Origin of the sequence: Peribacillus sp. NPDC094092 (assembly GCF_050279365.1) — a bacterium.
Taxonomy (GTDB): domain Bacteria; phylum Bacillota; class Bacilli; order Bacillales; family DSM-1321; genus Peribacillus.
In genome coordinates this window covers 140,890-156,199 of record NZ_JBNNUC010000007.1, presented here as the reverse complement: position 1 = coordinate 156,199, position 15,310 = coordinate 140,890, and the positions used below count along the sequence as shown (strand labels likewise).

The 15,310-nt window shown below is 32.2% G+C and carries 11 protein-coding genes; 9 read left to right on the top strand and 2 right to left on the bottom strand.

Annotation, left to right across the window (positions count from 1 at the left end; all coding sequences use genetic code 11):
• Positions 1-194: 194 nt before the first annotated feature.
• Positions 195-353, bottom strand: a complete 159-nt coding sequence (locus ACQKNS_RS24495; protein ID WP_427645848.1) for a hypothetical protein — start codon at positions 351-353, stop codon at positions 195-197.
• Positions 354-683: 330 nt separating this feature from the next.
• Here ACQKNS_RS24495 and ACQKNS_RS24490 point away from each other — a divergent pair, with 330 nt between their 5' ends.
• From ACQKNS_RS24490 to ACQKNS_RS24480, 3 genes are read left to right on the top strand one after another with little or no spacing between them, the layout of a single operon-like run.
• The gene (locus ACQKNS_RS24490; protein ID WP_427645847.1) at positions 684-2,153 is read left to right on the top strand and encodes a type I restriction-modification system subunit M; all 1,470 of its coding nucleotides are present in this window, start codon (positions 684-686) and stop codon (positions 2,151-2,153) included.
• Between the two features lie 9 nt (positions 2,154-2,162).
• A complete protein-coding gene (locus ACQKNS_RS24485; protein ID WP_427645846.1) occupies positions 2,163-3,365 on the top strand; it encodes a restriction endonuclease subunit S in 1,203 nt (400 codons plus the stop codon).
• A gap of 46 nt (positions 3,366-3,411) precedes the next feature.
• A complete protein-coding gene (locus ACQKNS_RS24480; RefSeq protein ID WP_427645845.1) occupies positions 3,412-6,756 on the top strand; it encodes a DEAD/DEAH box helicase family protein in 3,345 nt (1,114 codons plus the stop codon).
• Between the two features lie 184 nt (positions 6,757-6,940).
• On the opposite strand, the gene ACQKNS_RS24475 is transcribed toward ACQKNS_RS24480, so the two are convergent.
• Positions 6,941-7,621, bottom strand: coding sequence for an EcsC family protein (locus ACQKNS_RS24475; protein WP_427645844.1), 681 nt, complete (start codon positions 7,619-7,621; stop codon positions 6,941-6,943).
• 213 nt (positions 7,622-7,834) lie between these two features.
• Here ACQKNS_RS24475 and ACQKNS_RS24470 point away from each other — a divergent pair, with 213 nt between their 5' ends.
• The 6 genes from ACQKNS_RS24470 (at position 7,835) to ACQKNS_RS24445 (ending at position 13,972) form a co-directional block, all read left to right on the top strand.
• A complete protein-coding gene (locus tag ACQKNS_RS24470) occupies positions 7,835-8,542 on the top strand; it encodes a DUF4062 domain-containing protein (RefSeq protein ID WP_427645843.1) in 708 nt (235 codons plus the stop codon).
• Between the two features lie 84 nt (positions 8,543-8,626).
• Positions 8,627-9,001, top strand: coding sequence for a hypothetical protein (locus tag ACQKNS_RS24465; RefSeq protein WP_427645842.1), 375 nt, complete (start codon positions 8,627-8,629; stop codon positions 8,999-9,001).
• A gap of 12 nt (positions 9,002-9,013) precedes the next feature.
• Positions 9,014-11,413: a hypothetical protein gene (locus ACQKNS_RS24460; protein ID WP_427645841.1), complete on the top strand. Its 2,400-nt coding sequence runs from the start codon at positions 9,014-9,016 to the stop codon at positions 11,411-11,413.
• Between the two features lie 388 nt (positions 11,414-11,801).
• Positions 11,802-12,785, top strand: a complete 984-nt coding sequence (locus ACQKNS_RS24455; RefSeq protein WP_427645840.1) for a hypothetical protein — start codon at positions 11,802-11,804, stop codon at positions 12,783-12,785.
• Between the two features lie 53 nt (positions 12,786-12,838).
• Complete coding sequence (locus ACQKNS_RS24450; protein ID WP_427645839.1) at positions 12,839-13,126, top strand: hypothetical protein; 288 nt, start codon at positions 12,839-12,841, stop codon at positions 13,124-13,126.
• A gap of 591 nt (positions 13,127-13,717) precedes the next feature.
• Entirely contained in the window at positions 13,718-13,972 is a 255-nt protein-coding gene (locus ACQKNS_RS24445; RefSeq protein WP_427645838.1) for a hypothetical protein, read from the top strand.
• The last annotated feature ends 1,338 nt before the right edge of the window (positions 13,973-15,310 follow it).

The following is a 15,310-nucleotide window of genomic DNA, read 5'->3' as shown; positions in this document are numbered from 1 at the left end:
ATAATCGTCTCTCCTTTGTAGTTGTTCTAGGAAACTATGAACAAGGAATGGTGATAAATGCCCTTCTAATTCAAGCTTCTTAATTTTCTCAGCTAAGTTTGTAGGATGACTTAAGGGATGAGTAGTTGAAAATCTTTCAGGCTGATCAGGATGTACCGTACTTGTGAATATCTCTTTGGTTGAATCATAAAAAATCAAGCACTTTCACGACCTTTACTCTGATTAGGAAGTTCTTTATTTACTTGTGGCTGGTTAGTATTTATTAAGCTCTCTAGTTCTGCTACTAAGAGGTCCCGGATAATATTTTGTACATCTGCATTTTCTGATGAAGCGTAGTAAAAAATAACTTTCAATTATGCAATCTCCTTTGTTTGTTTGAATTTATTTAATAGTAGGAAAATAATCATCACTGAATTCTAGATTTGAGATAGGAAGCTATAGCATTCGTTTAATTACATCCAACTTTTTCGTCTTGAATTTTTACAAACGAATTATATTCTTTGAATCTTTTTAAAAACAAGGTTCTAAGGAAAAAGTTTAAAATTCTCTTTAATATATTAATTTCTGAAAAAAAAAGAAGAATAAAGTAAGGGTATTAAGTAGTTTTAATTCAAGCTTATTTCCTGTGAGAATGTAGTATAATTTAGATGCATATGATTTTTTATTTTGAATGGGGTGCAACTATGATTACTGGAGAATTGAAAAATAAAGTGGATAAAGTTTGGGAAACATTCTGGACGGGTGGAATTACAAATCCGTTAACTGTGATTGAGCAGTTTACGTATCTTTTATATATAAAAACACTAGATGATAATGAGAAGAAAAAAGAAATGGATGCTGAATTATTAGGCCTCGATTTTGAAGGAATTTTTCCAAAGGATAAGCCTCAGTTACGGTGGTCCATTTTCTCTAATATGGGTCCGGATGAAATGTTTAAAGTTGTAACAGAAGAAGTCTTCCCATTTATTAAAGACTTAGGTGGGAATGAGTCGGTGTATTCAAAGTTTATGAAAGATGCAATCTTTGTAATCCCCACCCCTTCCTTATTAGCAAGAGTGGTTGCCGGAATTAATGGTTTATTACAAGCTAGCAATACCAGTGGGAAAAAGGATACTTTAGGTGATCTTTATGAATATTTATTATCAAAGCTTTCCACTGCAGGAACAAATGGTCAATTTAGAACACCACGCCATATTATTGATATGATTGTACGGTTAATGAAGCCAACGCCGGAGGATATTATTGTGGATCCGGCAGCAGGATCAGCAGGCTTTCTTGTTGCTTCAGGTGATTATTTAAAAGAAACTCATAATGATATGTTCTTAATCCAAAGTTTAAGAGAACATTTCAATCAAAAAATGTTCCACGGATTTGAAATGGATGGGACAATGCTTCGAATTGGAGCGATGAATATGATGCTTCACGGAGTAGATAATCCAAATATTGCTTATCGTGATAGTTTATCGGAACAAAACAAAGATACGGAACAATATACACTGGTCCTTGCTAACCCACCATTTAAAGGATCATTAGACTATGATTCAGTTTCAGATGATTTATTAAAGATAACTAAAACAAAGAAAACAGAGCTACTATTTTTAGCATTATTTTTAAGAATGCTAAAAAAGGGAGGAAGAGCTGCGGTAATTGTTCCTGATGGTGTTCTTTTCGGGAGCTCTAATGCTCATAATTCCATTCGTAAAGAAATTATTGATAATAACAAATTAGAAGCCATCATTTCAATGCCTTCGGGTGTCTTCAAACCGTATGCAGGAGTTTCTACTGCAATAATTATCTTTACAAAAACAGGTGCTGGTGGTACTGATAACGTTTGGTTTTATGATATGAAAGCAGACGGATATTCTCTAGATGACAAACGGAATAAAATTGAAGCAAATGATATTCCAGATATTTTAACTAGATTTAATGATTTAGGTGAGGAAACCGACAGAAAACGTACTGAAAAATCGTTTTTTGTACCAGTGGGAGAAATTCGTGATAATGGGTACGATTTGTCGATTAATAAATATAAAGAGATTGAGTATGATGAAGTGGAGTATGAGAAGCCTGAAATAATACTAAGCAATATTAAGGTTTTAGAAGAGCAAATTATGAATGGAATAAATGAAATTGAAAAGTTGATAAAAAGATAGGTGATTTTAATGAAAATAAATCAATTTCAAAATAGCTCTCTCCTACACAAGGCAGAACAAAATTCTTGGCATTTAATTCCTTTTAATAAAGTATTAATAGATGAAACAAGGTTAGCAAGTAAAATAAAAAAAGAAGACTACTTAGCAGCTGGAAAGTATCCAATAATTGATCAAGGGAAAAAACTTGTTGGTGGTTATAGTAATGAAATTAAAGGGTTATATAATAATAAGCCTTATATTATTTTTGGGGATCACACAAGAATATTAAAATATATTGATTTTCCTACCTTTATAGGTGCAGATGGTGTTAAGTTATTGAAAAATATTAAATCGGAAGAAGAAGTACTTACAAAATATCTTTATTATTTCTTAGAGACCATTGATATTCCTAATACAGGATATAATCGACATTTCAAATTTTTAAAAGAGGTTATTATACCTATCCCTAGTATAAAAGTGCAGATGAAAATTGTAGAAGTATTAGATAAGGCATATGAATTAATTGAAAAACGTAAAGCCCAAATAGAAGCATTATCCTCCCTCACACAAAGTGTGTTTTTAGAGATGTTTGAGGATCCAATTACGAACCCGAAAAATTGGAGTGTTAAACCATTAGGTGATTTTTTAAATAAAATTGATAGTGGTTGGAGTCCTAAGAGTGAGTCAATTCCTGCAATGGAAGGTGAAAAAGGAGTACTTAAATTAAGTGCAGTAACAAAAGGGGTGTATCGACACTCAGAAAATAAAGCACTCTTTGCTGATACACCATTTAAAGAGGCATTCGAAGTTAAAAATGGTGATCTACTTGTTACTAGGAAAAATACTAGAGAATTAGTAGGGGCTTGTGCATTTGTTTTTAATACACCCACAAATCTTATGTTACCAGATACTATTTTTAGACTGGTGTTTAAACCTACTCAAGATAATATTCATCCTATTTACCTTTGGAGATTACTCAACAATAATAGATTTAGGTTAAGGGTAACTGATTTAGCTGAAGGAAGTGCAGGTTCAATGCCTAATATCTCAAAGAAAAATTTATTGAAATTAGGTATAGTTGTACCACCAATGGAATTACAAAAGCAGTTTTCAGAGGGAATTATAAAAATTGAAGGACAAAAAGAATTGCTAAAGAATGGTTTATTAATTTTTGAAAACAACTTCCAATCCCTTATGCAACAAGCATTCAATGGTGAATTATTCAACGATTAATCGCCACATTTATATAACTCTAAACCACTGATTAGGAGGGATCCATTTGTTAAATAATTTTGAGTTTTTACAGAAGAAAGCTCAATTTAGCAGTTTTGCCAATGCTTGCTTGGAGGCAGAGAAAAGCCTACAGGTAAGTCCTGCAACTTGCTCTATTTTGACTCGACGTGCACTGGAGCTTGCTGTGAAATGGTTATACGCTTCAGACAGTGATTTGAAAATACCATATCAGGATAACATATCAAGTTTAATTCACGAGCGGACTTTTATGTCAATTATAGATGAAAATCTTTTCCCTTTAATGAAATATATTATTAAATTAGGGAATGTAGCAGTTCATACAAATTCAATGATTTCAAGAGATGAAGCGGTGTTAGGGTTACATAACCTTCACCAATTCATCGATTGGTTGGACTATTGTTATTCAGAAGATTACTCAGAATCGGAATTTAAAGAGGAAGTTCTTCTGAATGGAGAAGAACCACGAAAAAGACCGGAAGAATATAAAAAATTGTACGAAAAGTTAAGTTCGAAGGATCGAAAGCTTGAAGATTTGATGAAAGAAAACGCAGAGCTTCGTAAGGGCTTAACAGAAATAAGAATTGAAAATACAGAACAATATGATTTTCAAGTAGATGAGCTCTCTGAGTTTAATACGAGAAAAATTTACATAGACTTGGAACTTAAATTAGCAGGTTGGGAATTTAAAAAAGATGTTCTTGAAGAATATCAAGTATCTGGAATGCCAAATAGTCAAGGGATTGGATTTGTAGATTATGTGTTGCTTAGTGACAATGGTAAGCCAATAGCTGTGGTCGAAGCGAAGAGAACATCATATGATGCCAACAAAGGGAAGCAGCAAGCCAAATTATATGCGGACTGTATTGAACAAATGCACGGTCAACGTCCAGTAATCTTCTATACAAATGGGTTTGATATACGTATTTGGGATGATTTAAATTATCCAGAACGAAAAGTATCCGGATTTTATACTAAGGCAGATCTTCAACTCTTAATTGATCGACGCACGATTAAAAGGCCTTTAACAGATATAGAAATAAATAATGATATCACAAATCGTTACTATCAAAAGGAAGCTATTCTGTCTGTATGTGAGGCAATCCAAGCGAAGCAAAGAAAAACTCTTTTGGTAATGGCAACGGGAAGTGGGAAAACCAGGACAGCTATTTCTATAGTTGATGTACTTGTACGACATAACTGGGTAAAAAATGTTCTATTTTTAGCAGATAGAACCGCTCTTGTTTTACAAGCAAAGAAAAACTTTAATAACCTTCTTCCTAGTATGACTTTATGTAATCTATTAGATAACAAGGATAATCCAGAATTAAGTCGGATGGTCTTCTCTACGTATCCAACGATGATGAACGCAATTGATGATACGAAGCGGAAAGATGGCAATAAACTATTCACAGTTGGACATTTTGATTTAATTATTGTTGATGAAAGTCACCGGAGTATTTATAAGAAATATCGAGCTATATTTGATTATTTTGATGGGATAGTATTAGGACTGACTGCTACCCCAAAAGATGAAATTGATAAAAATACGTATGATATTTTCGGTTTGGAAACAGGTGCTCCAACGTATGCTTATGAACTTGAAAAAGCAATATCCGATGAGTTTCTTGTTGAATATCGTACAATTGAATCCTCTTCTAAAATTCTGGATGATGGGTTACGTTATGATAAACTATCCGATGAAGAAAAGGAACAATATGAAGATACCTTTGACGATGAACAAGGTGAAGAAATAAGTAATTCTGCAGTTAATCAGTGGTTATTTAATGACAATACTATAGATCAAGTATTAAATGACTTAATGGAGAATGGGATAAAAGTTGAAGGTGGCGATAAGCTAGGAAAAACAATTATCTTTGCCAATAATTCGAAGCACGCCAAACGTATTGTTGAACGATTTGATCACATTTATCCAGAGTATAATGGGAACTTCGCACGCCAAATTGATTATAAAGTTGACTATGTCCAAACGCTTATTAATGATTTTTCAACAAAAGATAAGTTTCCACAAATTGCAGTATCCGTGGATATGCTGGATACAGGTGTAGACATTCCTGAAGTCGTCAATCTCGTATTCTTTAAAAAGGTTCGTTCTAAATCGAAATTTTGGCAAATGATTGGTCGTGGTACCCGCCTCTGTCCCAATCTGTTTGGAATAGGTGAGGATAAAAAGTACTTTTTAATATTTGACTATTTGCGAAATTTTGAGTTTTTTCGTGAGAATGAAAAAGGAATTGAGGGTACTGTTTCCGTAGGATTAACCGAACGGATTTTTAATTTAAAGGTAGACATTATAAAAGAACTACAAGCCTTAGATTATCAAGAAGAGCCGTACATAAGACATCGAAACGAATTAATCGATGAAGTCTATCAAGAACTTCATCGTCTAAATGATGAAAATTTCCAAGTAAGAATGCATTTACAGTTTGTCCACAAATATAAAAACCGTACGAATTGGCAAGCACTTAATGTCACGTATGTAAGTGAGATTCAAGAGCATATTTCTCCGTTGATAATTTCTATTGTGGATGATGAACTTGCAAAACGCTTTGATAGTGTAATGTATTCGATTGAACTTGCCAAACTTACAGCAAAGAATGCCACTAGACCAATAAAAAGTGTGGTTCAAACAGCGGAGGAATTATCTAAACTGAGTACCATTCCGCAGATTAATGCGAAGCGAGATATATTACTTAAAGTTCAATCCCAGGCTTTTTGGGAGGATTCAAATATATTTGAACTTGAAGAAGTTCGGGAAGCAATTCGTGAGCTTGTTAAGTTTTTAGAAAAAGAAAAGCAGAAAGATTATTATACGAATTTTAAAGACATTTTCACGATGATTGGCAAAGAAGAATCGGCATTTTATGGATCTAATGACCTGAAAAACTACCGCAAAAAGGTCAATCAATACTTAAAAGAACATCAAGATCAAACTGCCATCTATAAACTACGTCATAACAAACCATTAACTCATCAAGACGTGCAAAAACTTGAAGAAATCTTGTGGAACGACTTAGGAACACCAGAGGATTATATAAAGGAATTCGGCGACACTCCGGTTACCAAGCTAGTGAGACAAGTTATAGGCTTAGATCAAAAAGCAGCAAATGAGGCATTTTCAGAATTCCTAAATAAAGAAAAACTAAACGTACAGCAACTTCGATTTGTCAAACTCATCATCGATTATGTGGTGAAAAACGGAACTCTGGAAAAGAAAGTCTTGCAAGAAGATCCATTCCGTTCTTTAGGAAGTGTAACTGATTTATTTAGGGATAATTTAGACAATGTACGTGGAATTATACGGGTCATTGATATGATTAATAGGAATACTGAGGAGTTTGAAGGGGCTTAAGAAAATAAAGCCCTTTTACTAAGGGATCCGTTGAACTGTTATTTTCTATTATTTATAATTTTATTGCAACCCAAATAACAGTATATTATTTCTTTTTCCTGTTATTTGGGTGGATTTATAGTAGCTTAAATATTTTATTACATTGCAATCATCTTTGAGTTCTTTATCAAAGTCTTTTACAAACTTATTTCATATCTATAATAATTGGTTCATCATAGTTTTCAACTAGTGAATCTTGAATAAAAAGCATATTAGCAACTTTACCTACCGTATTTGTTGCCACAGCATCAATTGTGCCGCCAATTATTCCTCCCGCAAAAGGAACCATCTTACCTAAATTAATAACTCCTTTTTCACCAAACTTAGTTAATAGACGAAATCCTACAGCCTGATTTATTTTTTTTATCACTTCAAAAGGTACCTTTTTAATACCTGATACTACGAGCTTCTTTCCTATTTGAATACCTGCATTTTTAAGGATATCTTTCGCTCCATTGCCGGCTAAACAAGCATAAACAAAACATTTTACCTGATCATCTTTAAGGTCATATCCTCCCATATGGGCAATAGCAGCTATCATTCTCATTTGAACCAATAACACGCTGGTAATATTAGCTGGAATAGCAACAGGTAAAGTTATAATTCCTCCAAGTCCTGATAGGAAACCACTAGTCGCACTTTTAGAATTTTGCCAAAGAATTAGACTTTTAACTTTTTCGTCTAGCGTACCATTCTTCTTTAAGTAACTGTCTGCTAATTCTATGGCTGTATCCATTCCAGGAACACCACCATTAATAGCCATATCATATGACCAATCTAAAGCCTTCATTATTGTTTCCTGTGTTAAGGATTTTCCCTTAGACATTATCTCCTCACCCTACCTTTTTTGTTATGGTAATATTATACTATACCCACTCATACATATGGTAAATAATTGAATGAGAAATGAATAATGTTAACCACTTATAAAGAAATCTACCTCTTTAAAAGAAATAATTTAAGTAAAATATCCTATAAAGTACTATAATAAATTTATATTCTATTTTTATACTATTTTGGATAGGGGAGGTAATTGCAAATGAAAAAAAAGCTACAAGTTTTTATTTCTTCTACTTTTACTGATATGGTTAAAGAAAGACAAGCAGCTGTTGAAGCAATATTAAATGCAGGACATATACCAACTGGGATGGAGCAATTTAATCCGGGAGATGAACCTCAGAAAAAATTAATTAGTCGTTGGATTAATGAAGCTGATGTTTATTTATTAATACTTGGGGGTCGGTATGGTTCCATCGACAGTGAAACAGGTAATAGCTTTACACATTGGGAGTATAACTATGCTGGAGAAACTGGTTTGCCACGATTTGCATTGGTAATGGAAGAAGATGCTATCGAAGAAAAAGCCCGGTCTATTGGAATTTGGACGACAGAACGTGAGAACTACCCTAAATATCGAGAATTTAGAACACAAGTTTTAGAGAAAATATCAAGAATGTTTAGTGACACAAAGGACATTCAACTTGCTGTTACTCAAAAGTTAGCTGAACTAGAAAAAGATAAACATTTAAATGGGTGGATTCCTGCTAAGGATATACCAAATGTCACTGAATTAGAAATGGAATTATCCAAATTAAAAACTGAAAATGAACAACTAAAGATAATGCTAAAGACCTTTCAAGCAACTCCTACAATTCAACCAAATAGAGTTAAAGGGGACTACTTAAAATTTTTAATTCAATTATTTAGAGTTACAAAGGGTCGCCTTAATACAATAGTTAGTATGTAGGAACTAGGAAGCGAAGTCGGATTTGAAAAGGAAAAAATTTCACGAGTTACAGAGTACTTAAAACAGGAAGGCTTACTTAAATTTATGGCTATAGGTGGCCATATTGCGATCACGCATCAAGGAGTAAAATTAATTGATGATATAAGGGGGGAATATCCTCCACTAAGTGAAGTAGAGAAAGCCGTGTTGAAATTTTTATTTGACAGAGATAATATGTTGACAGAAGAAAACTACCCCAATGTAAAAGATCATATTACTGAGGGAAACTTTGAACTTGCCTTTTATGTTAAACGTTTAGAGGAAAATAATTTATTAAGAATAGAGGGCAATTCATTTACAAATGGTGGGCGTATGAATTCAAAATACCAAAATAATGTTTTAATGGTAGATTTCAATAAAATTAAAATTACTAATTCAGGGATTATTGCTCTCCAATTTCTTGAACATAATACTATATAAGGAGAGTAAAATATGAATAATAATTTAAAGTATCTTCCTATAAATACGGGAGTACGTCCGGCTAAAGTCGTTATCTTAGTAAATATAAACTCAGAGTATTGGGAGTCAGACTGCTTAGCGATATTAGCAATGTTTAACAGAACTTGGGGAGGGGATTATCATTTAATAGTTCCAACAGATGGAAATACCATAGCTCCCTCTTTTTTAGATATAATGAGTAAGTATGACCCAGATTACATATATTATTATGTCAGTTCAGTGCATCAGTTAAAACTTTTTGATAGCCCTCAGTTCGAAAAATTTGTAGAGAAATTCATAAATGAAAGTCCCGTTACAAATCAACCTTTAACTATTGAAAAATTAGAAAAACGCTCTGACTTTTTGAGTATGACAATAAGTGATTTCCAGATTAGCGAACAATTAATGGACACATTGCAAAAGAATTTACTCTTGTTTAGTAATCAACCCAAGGAAATAATTCTCCCCTTTAAGTACGATGAGAGGATTTCATATCCACTAACTGATATGAAGGATATAATAAAATATTCCGGCATTGAAAACGTTGTGGCACTAAAATATAGCGAACCTACACTTTTAACAAGCTTATTATTACATTCAAATTTTGGACTTGTTGACCCTTATTTAGAGGAAGTCTTAAGAACGGAGAATATTTCGCTAAAATACAATAAAGTGAAATATGAACAAGATTTATATTGGCTCTTAGATTCAATTTATGATTTAAATAATACATTTAATAGAAGAAGTTATGGGTTCAAAATCCCGAGTATTCATATTGAGTACTATATCAATTTAGACGTAAATACAGAACAATATGATCCTATTATGATTTTAGGTAACACGCTTTCTGATTTCTGTTTATACTACTGTTTATCAAGAATAAACAATCAAGTATTCTGGTTACCTACACATTCTGAATTTAATGAAGAGGTACATCATATTATTAATTCTAAACGTCAATTGACGAGATATTTTAACAAAATTAATTTAGTATCAACATCTTTAAATGCTGAAGACATAGAAAAGATTATGGGTGCTATGGAAGCTATTGAAGCAAAAAAGCAGATACCCTCAGAAATGCTCCCGTATGCTATAAAAGAAAGTATACATTATCTATTAAAGAATATATTATACACGTATTGTAAGGACAATGATATAAATGAACAAGTTCTTTTATTTGATACTGAAACTAATCAAAGTATTTACCCTATTGATACTCCTATACCCCTTTACTTTTCTAAAGTGTTACCATATGGACACTTTTGGATAACAGATATTTTTGTCAAAGATATTATATTTCCTAAAAATCAAAACCTTGTTAATGAACTACTCACAGTACGTCATTATAATAGTCGAAATATACGGATTACGAATAAAGGTGTTAGCTACTTCTCTCCTAATTATATATATGTATCTGCAATGGGTGAAAATATTAAATTAACAAAAGTTAATCCCAACTTTAAGTTACCAAATACCTATAATTTATTTGAGAAGCTTTTTCAAGCCTCAGGTTATTTTATAAAGAACTCTGATAAAGGGAATTTTGAAAAAGTATTTATTGATAAGTTTGACGGTCTTGATAACTTAGCCGAAACCTTATTATCAGATGGTTATAGGGGAATTTTAAATAAATTTATAGACAAATCCAAAAACCAAACGGGAAACTATACCAATGGGGTCGTTGTAAATCAAAGGCGGCATTTGGATTACGATACAATTTTTGAAATAATTAAGGATACAGATTTAGTCTCAAACATAATTAATAATCTTTTAGAAAAGGGAGTTATTGAACGAGGATTTATTTTTAAATGCCATAGCTGTCGTAACGCAGATTGGTATGACATTTCAGTTGTCAGCAATACTTTCAAATGTACTCGTTGCGATAAAGTTCAAAACTATACACCTGATACCTTACAATTACAGTCAGATTTGAATAGAGTCCAGCCTATTTGGTATTACAAATTAAATGAAATGATTTATCAAGCCTATTTGAATAACTCATTGGTCCCTATTTTAACACTTGCCAAACTCAAAAGATTATCTACTACTAGTTTTGATTATATTCCTGAAATTGAGCTTAGGCAGGATAAACAATCTTCAAAACCTGATATGGAAATAGATATTTGTTGTGTCGTGGACGGAGATATTATAATTGGAGAATGCAAGAATGCAACCTCCTTAAAGGATAATAAGAAAAATACTGATGAAATTGTAGTAAAAAAATACATAAGACTCGCTGAAAAAGTTCAAGCCCACAAAGTAGTCTTCAGTACTATATGTCAATGGAGTGAAGGTACATTAACGGTATTAAAAAAATATCAAAGTAACACAAAAAACATTGAAATTGTAATCCTTCAGAACGAGGATATAGACAGCCGTTCTTCATTTATGTAAGTTAACTAATAAAGATTTTATTTTTAGATCGGATTGGTTTGAAAACCAATCTGTTTTTAGAGAAACAGATAATTTATTTGATGATTATGAAAATTGCTATTTATTTAAATCAAACTAAGATTTGATATATTCCCAGAAAAATTAATGAAGAAGTTTCATACTACTTAGCATTAAACTTGGATTATACCTTACAAATTAAGAGCCTTCGAATAAATGATTTCGATAATTATATCGATATAATTTAGTCTTGATTTCAATTTGGTTTAACTATAATGGATGTTGAAATCATTGTAATATATTATAAAAAATGCCATCTGTATAGGCGTTTCAACAATTACTTCTGATAACCGCTGTACGTGGGGGTTATCTTTTAAAGGGGATAGATAATTTGGAATTAAAAACTGATTATGCAATCCTAAAACAGGATTATGAATGTTTTAAACCATATTTTGAGATGCATAGACAATCTATTGAGAAGCTATTCTACCATTATTTAAACCAAGGTAATTCAAAAGATCTTAATGTATTTCTTGAGAGGAATACTGATAAGGAAATCACTAACGAATTCAAACAAAAATTTATATACAATAGCACAGTGTGTTTTTATAGGTCATTTGATTTGTTTTTAGCATTAATAACTTTAGAGTCAAGAAAATTTAACACTTGGTCTGAAGTAACTGCATATTATAGTAAATTTTATATTATTAAAGCAATATGTTTTCTCTTCCAAAGAGGTTATATAGTAATGAAGTCGTATGACAAGGAGCCTTTAAAAGATAAAAATGATAAGAAGTTTTTTTTCTATTTTGATACAAAACTGCAATTGTTTAATCAAAAAAATACAGAATATAATGAGTTATTTAAAAATGGCATTGGTTCACATCAAGTTTGGTGGGCATTATTAAACTCATTAAAAGGAGTAGATGGTATAAAGAATGAACGTTTTAATTTTGTGTTAGATCAATACTTAACTAATCCTTCAATTAGAAACGAAGTTAATTATTCGTTAGAATATTTAGAAGGTTTTCACGAATTAGAGTGGTTTGATTCAAATATTCAGGAAAGGTTTAATAGGATTAATTACCCTACATCTAATATTAGAGATTTTACTTCAAAGGAACGTTACTATCAAAATACTCACCCTGAAGAAATTGATGAAGGTGATTACTATACTGATATAAGAGTCTATATTTGGGAATCACTTCTCTGCTATCTTGAAGTTTTTAGAGATTTATTAGGAGATAACTTTTTATTAAGAAAAGAAAATATTGAGTATTTACTAGAAGTACATCGTATTAAGGAGATTAACTCTTCATTAGAAATTAATATAAAGTCAGATTTAGAAAGAATTTTTGCACAAACCATCTTATAAAAAGGGTGAAAGAATTATTAAGTTTAGTAAACAACTTATTTAGGAGGATTATTATGCAATCATTACTAGAAGCTGTTGAATGGAATAATGAAAATATCGTTAGCATAATCAAACATCTTGAAGAAGGAAGTATTGTGACATTTTCTACTACCCGTCTTGGCCAATTTATTGCTGCAAAGGAGGATAATGATATATATATTTTAGGAGAATACTCCGGAATAGGCATTAATAGTGTACCGAAATATACTGAATATAAATTTGTAATTGAGTTATACAAGGTTGCCCCATTTTTAAATTCTAGACCAAATCTTTTTGGCGGAACCTTAGAGCAGTTAAGATAGCCAAGGGAATAATTGTGAGTTATTTTTTTGTTGAAGGCCTAGACGAAATAGATATTTCATTTTAAGATAACAGGTGCGATTCTTCAATTATGAAGAATCGCTTTTTCATTATTGAAGTTACTGGGCATATTGTTTAAAGACATCTGATTTACCATTAGAAGATCCAGATGGAGATTAAACCGGGAATGAGAGGAAGAAAAATTCAACTTGGTGGATGTTCAATTGTGCTTTAGCTTGAACTAATAGAAAAAGCAATAGGCTTTGCTAGGGAGCAATCATAACTCTACAGTGAATCTTTTTTTAACTCGTACAAAATTTATATAGTATATTTCGTCGTATATCCCCTCCAAAAGTAAAGAGAATAAGGGGAGATAGTGACAACTATTCTATATCTTCAATATCGAAAGGCCGCTTTTTCCTTATTCGACTAACGGAGTGGCTTAGTTGAAGTGATAAATTGCTTTTGTATTTGTTGGGCTATATAAGGGGTCATTAGGTTGATAAGTATACGGTTGTGAAGAAATTGTTCGCCAACAATAAAAGGAATTTATCTTTATCTGTCGAATATTAGCAGAAAAGGAGATGGAAAATATGTCAAAATACTATAATGTCTTAGTTTATGTAGATGATGATATGCCTGAATATATGGATGGGTTAATAAGAATTGCAGATTTAAACTTTTTTAAAGAGGACGGTCAACAGATTGAGCTAGAAGAACACGAAGAATTTGGAATCAATTTAAATGTTGGTGAAATGATAAATGCCGAATATCATTCTGCTAATGAATTAATTAAAGATGTGGCAGCAAGATTAGGAATTGAACCTAGCCAAGTGGATTTCGAATGAAATTGGGAAAAATGTTATGCAATAGTGGAGGAAGGTAAAGGGAGCTTTTGTTTAACAGGTGCCAACATCTTAAGTAGCATCCTTTAGAAAATGATGGTCTAAGTGTTATGGCCATAAGAATGTTGATAAACCCACCAACATCCATTGTGTTGTCAATTACATTCCACACATATTGTTTATGGTTCAGGCACCCTCAAAAAAGTTTAGAAGAGATAAAAACTAACCAAGTTGATATAAGTTATGTATCACAGTAAATGCAGAACAGATGTTATTATGTGTAATCCAAATAGTGAGCCCCATTCAGATAAAAAAATACTTAATTGTAATGATAATCCTGTTTCCTAACTGGTCAGTATGTGAAAATTAAACGATTAGTCACAATGATAATTATAGCAGACCACCTGCTCACCATCTTGCTCACACATTTGCTAACATAATTATTTCATTGAGCTTTATTTATTTTACTGAGCTGATATCAAGACCCTACTAAACATTGAGAAATCAACCTTCTTTACACTTATTTAATTCAGTTAAACCAGTTTGATTATATGAAACAAAATTGACAAGGAAGGGGTCGTGGGTTCGAATCCCTCATAGGTCATCTTAAAGTAGAAGCCCCTGCTATGACTGGTTTTTGATCATCTTCCTAACTTTTGACATTATGCAGTACCCGCGCAATAATAGAGTAGAGCTTTAAGGGTTCTTTATTTATTACACAATTTTTATAGTTTACATAACATATATTATGAGCTCTTTGTAAAGAATTATTCATAGCAATTAATACGGATAATTAGCAACTATTTATTTGGCCTTACCAAGTGATAGAAGCATAGATTGTTTCTTATGTTTTCATGTCTATTCACAAAAAAAAGAGAAGACTAGAAAATCTTCTCCTTTTTTTATTTAGTCATTTCCAAGAAGATTAATTCTTCTCTCTCCCAGCTGTTTCGCAGCCTTTTCAGCCTTCTCCTGTTCAGGAGTAGTTTAGAGGGCAGCAGCTGTTGTGGTATAACAACAATCCGGTTCCTGCCAACAAACGAACAGGTGCCTAGGAAATCCAACGCAGTACAGAAATCCTCGAATAGATATCCGGAGAAACAGCGTTGCGAGGCTGACCATCACTCTCTCCCCAGAAAGACAAATCCAAGGACAAAGTAACGAACCCTAGTTCAGCCATTTTAGTGGCAAACAGATTCGCACTTTGACATTACCATTCAGGATATTGCAGGCAGAGCAAATGTTAATCGATGAACCATCTATCTTCATTACTTAGAATACTTTCGTAATCAGTTCCTTAAGTTTAATATCGAAAAGTTCAAGAATGATATGGACTTAACA

Excerpts from the sequence above, each read along its gene's own strand:
- ACQKNS_RS24485 (WP_427645846.1), top strand. The coding sequence starts at position 2,163 with ATGAAAATAAATCAATTTCAAAATAGCTCTCTCCTACACAAGGCAGAA.
- ACQKNS_RS24470 (WP_427645843.1), top strand. The coding sequence starts at position 7,835 with ATGAAAAAAAAGCTACAAGTTTTTATTTCTTCTACTTTTACTGATATG.
- ACQKNS_RS24465 (WP_427645842.1), top strand. The coding sequence starts at position 8,627 with ATGGCTATAGGTGGCCATATTGCGATCACGCATCAAGGAGTAAAATTA.
- ACQKNS_RS24490 (WP_427645847.1), top strand. The coding sequence starts at position 684 with ATGATTACTGGAGAATTGAAAAATAAAGTGGATAAAGTTTGGGAAACA.
- ACQKNS_RS24475 (WP_427645844.1), bottom strand. The coding sequence starts at position 7,621 with ATGTCTAAGGGAAAATCCTTAACACAGGAAACAATAATGAAGGCTTTA.
- ACQKNS_RS24460 (WP_427645841.1), top strand. The coding sequence starts at position 9,014 with ATGAATAATAATTTAAAGTATCTTCCTATAAATACGGGAGTACGTCCG.
- ACQKNS_RS24450 (WP_427645839.1), top strand. The coding sequence starts at position 12,839 with ATGCAATCATTACTAGAAGCTGTTGAATGGAATAATGAAAATATCGTT.
- ACQKNS_RS24445 (WP_427645838.1), top strand. The coding sequence starts at position 13,718 with ATGTCAAAATACTATAATGTCTTAGTTTATGTAGATGATGATATGCCT.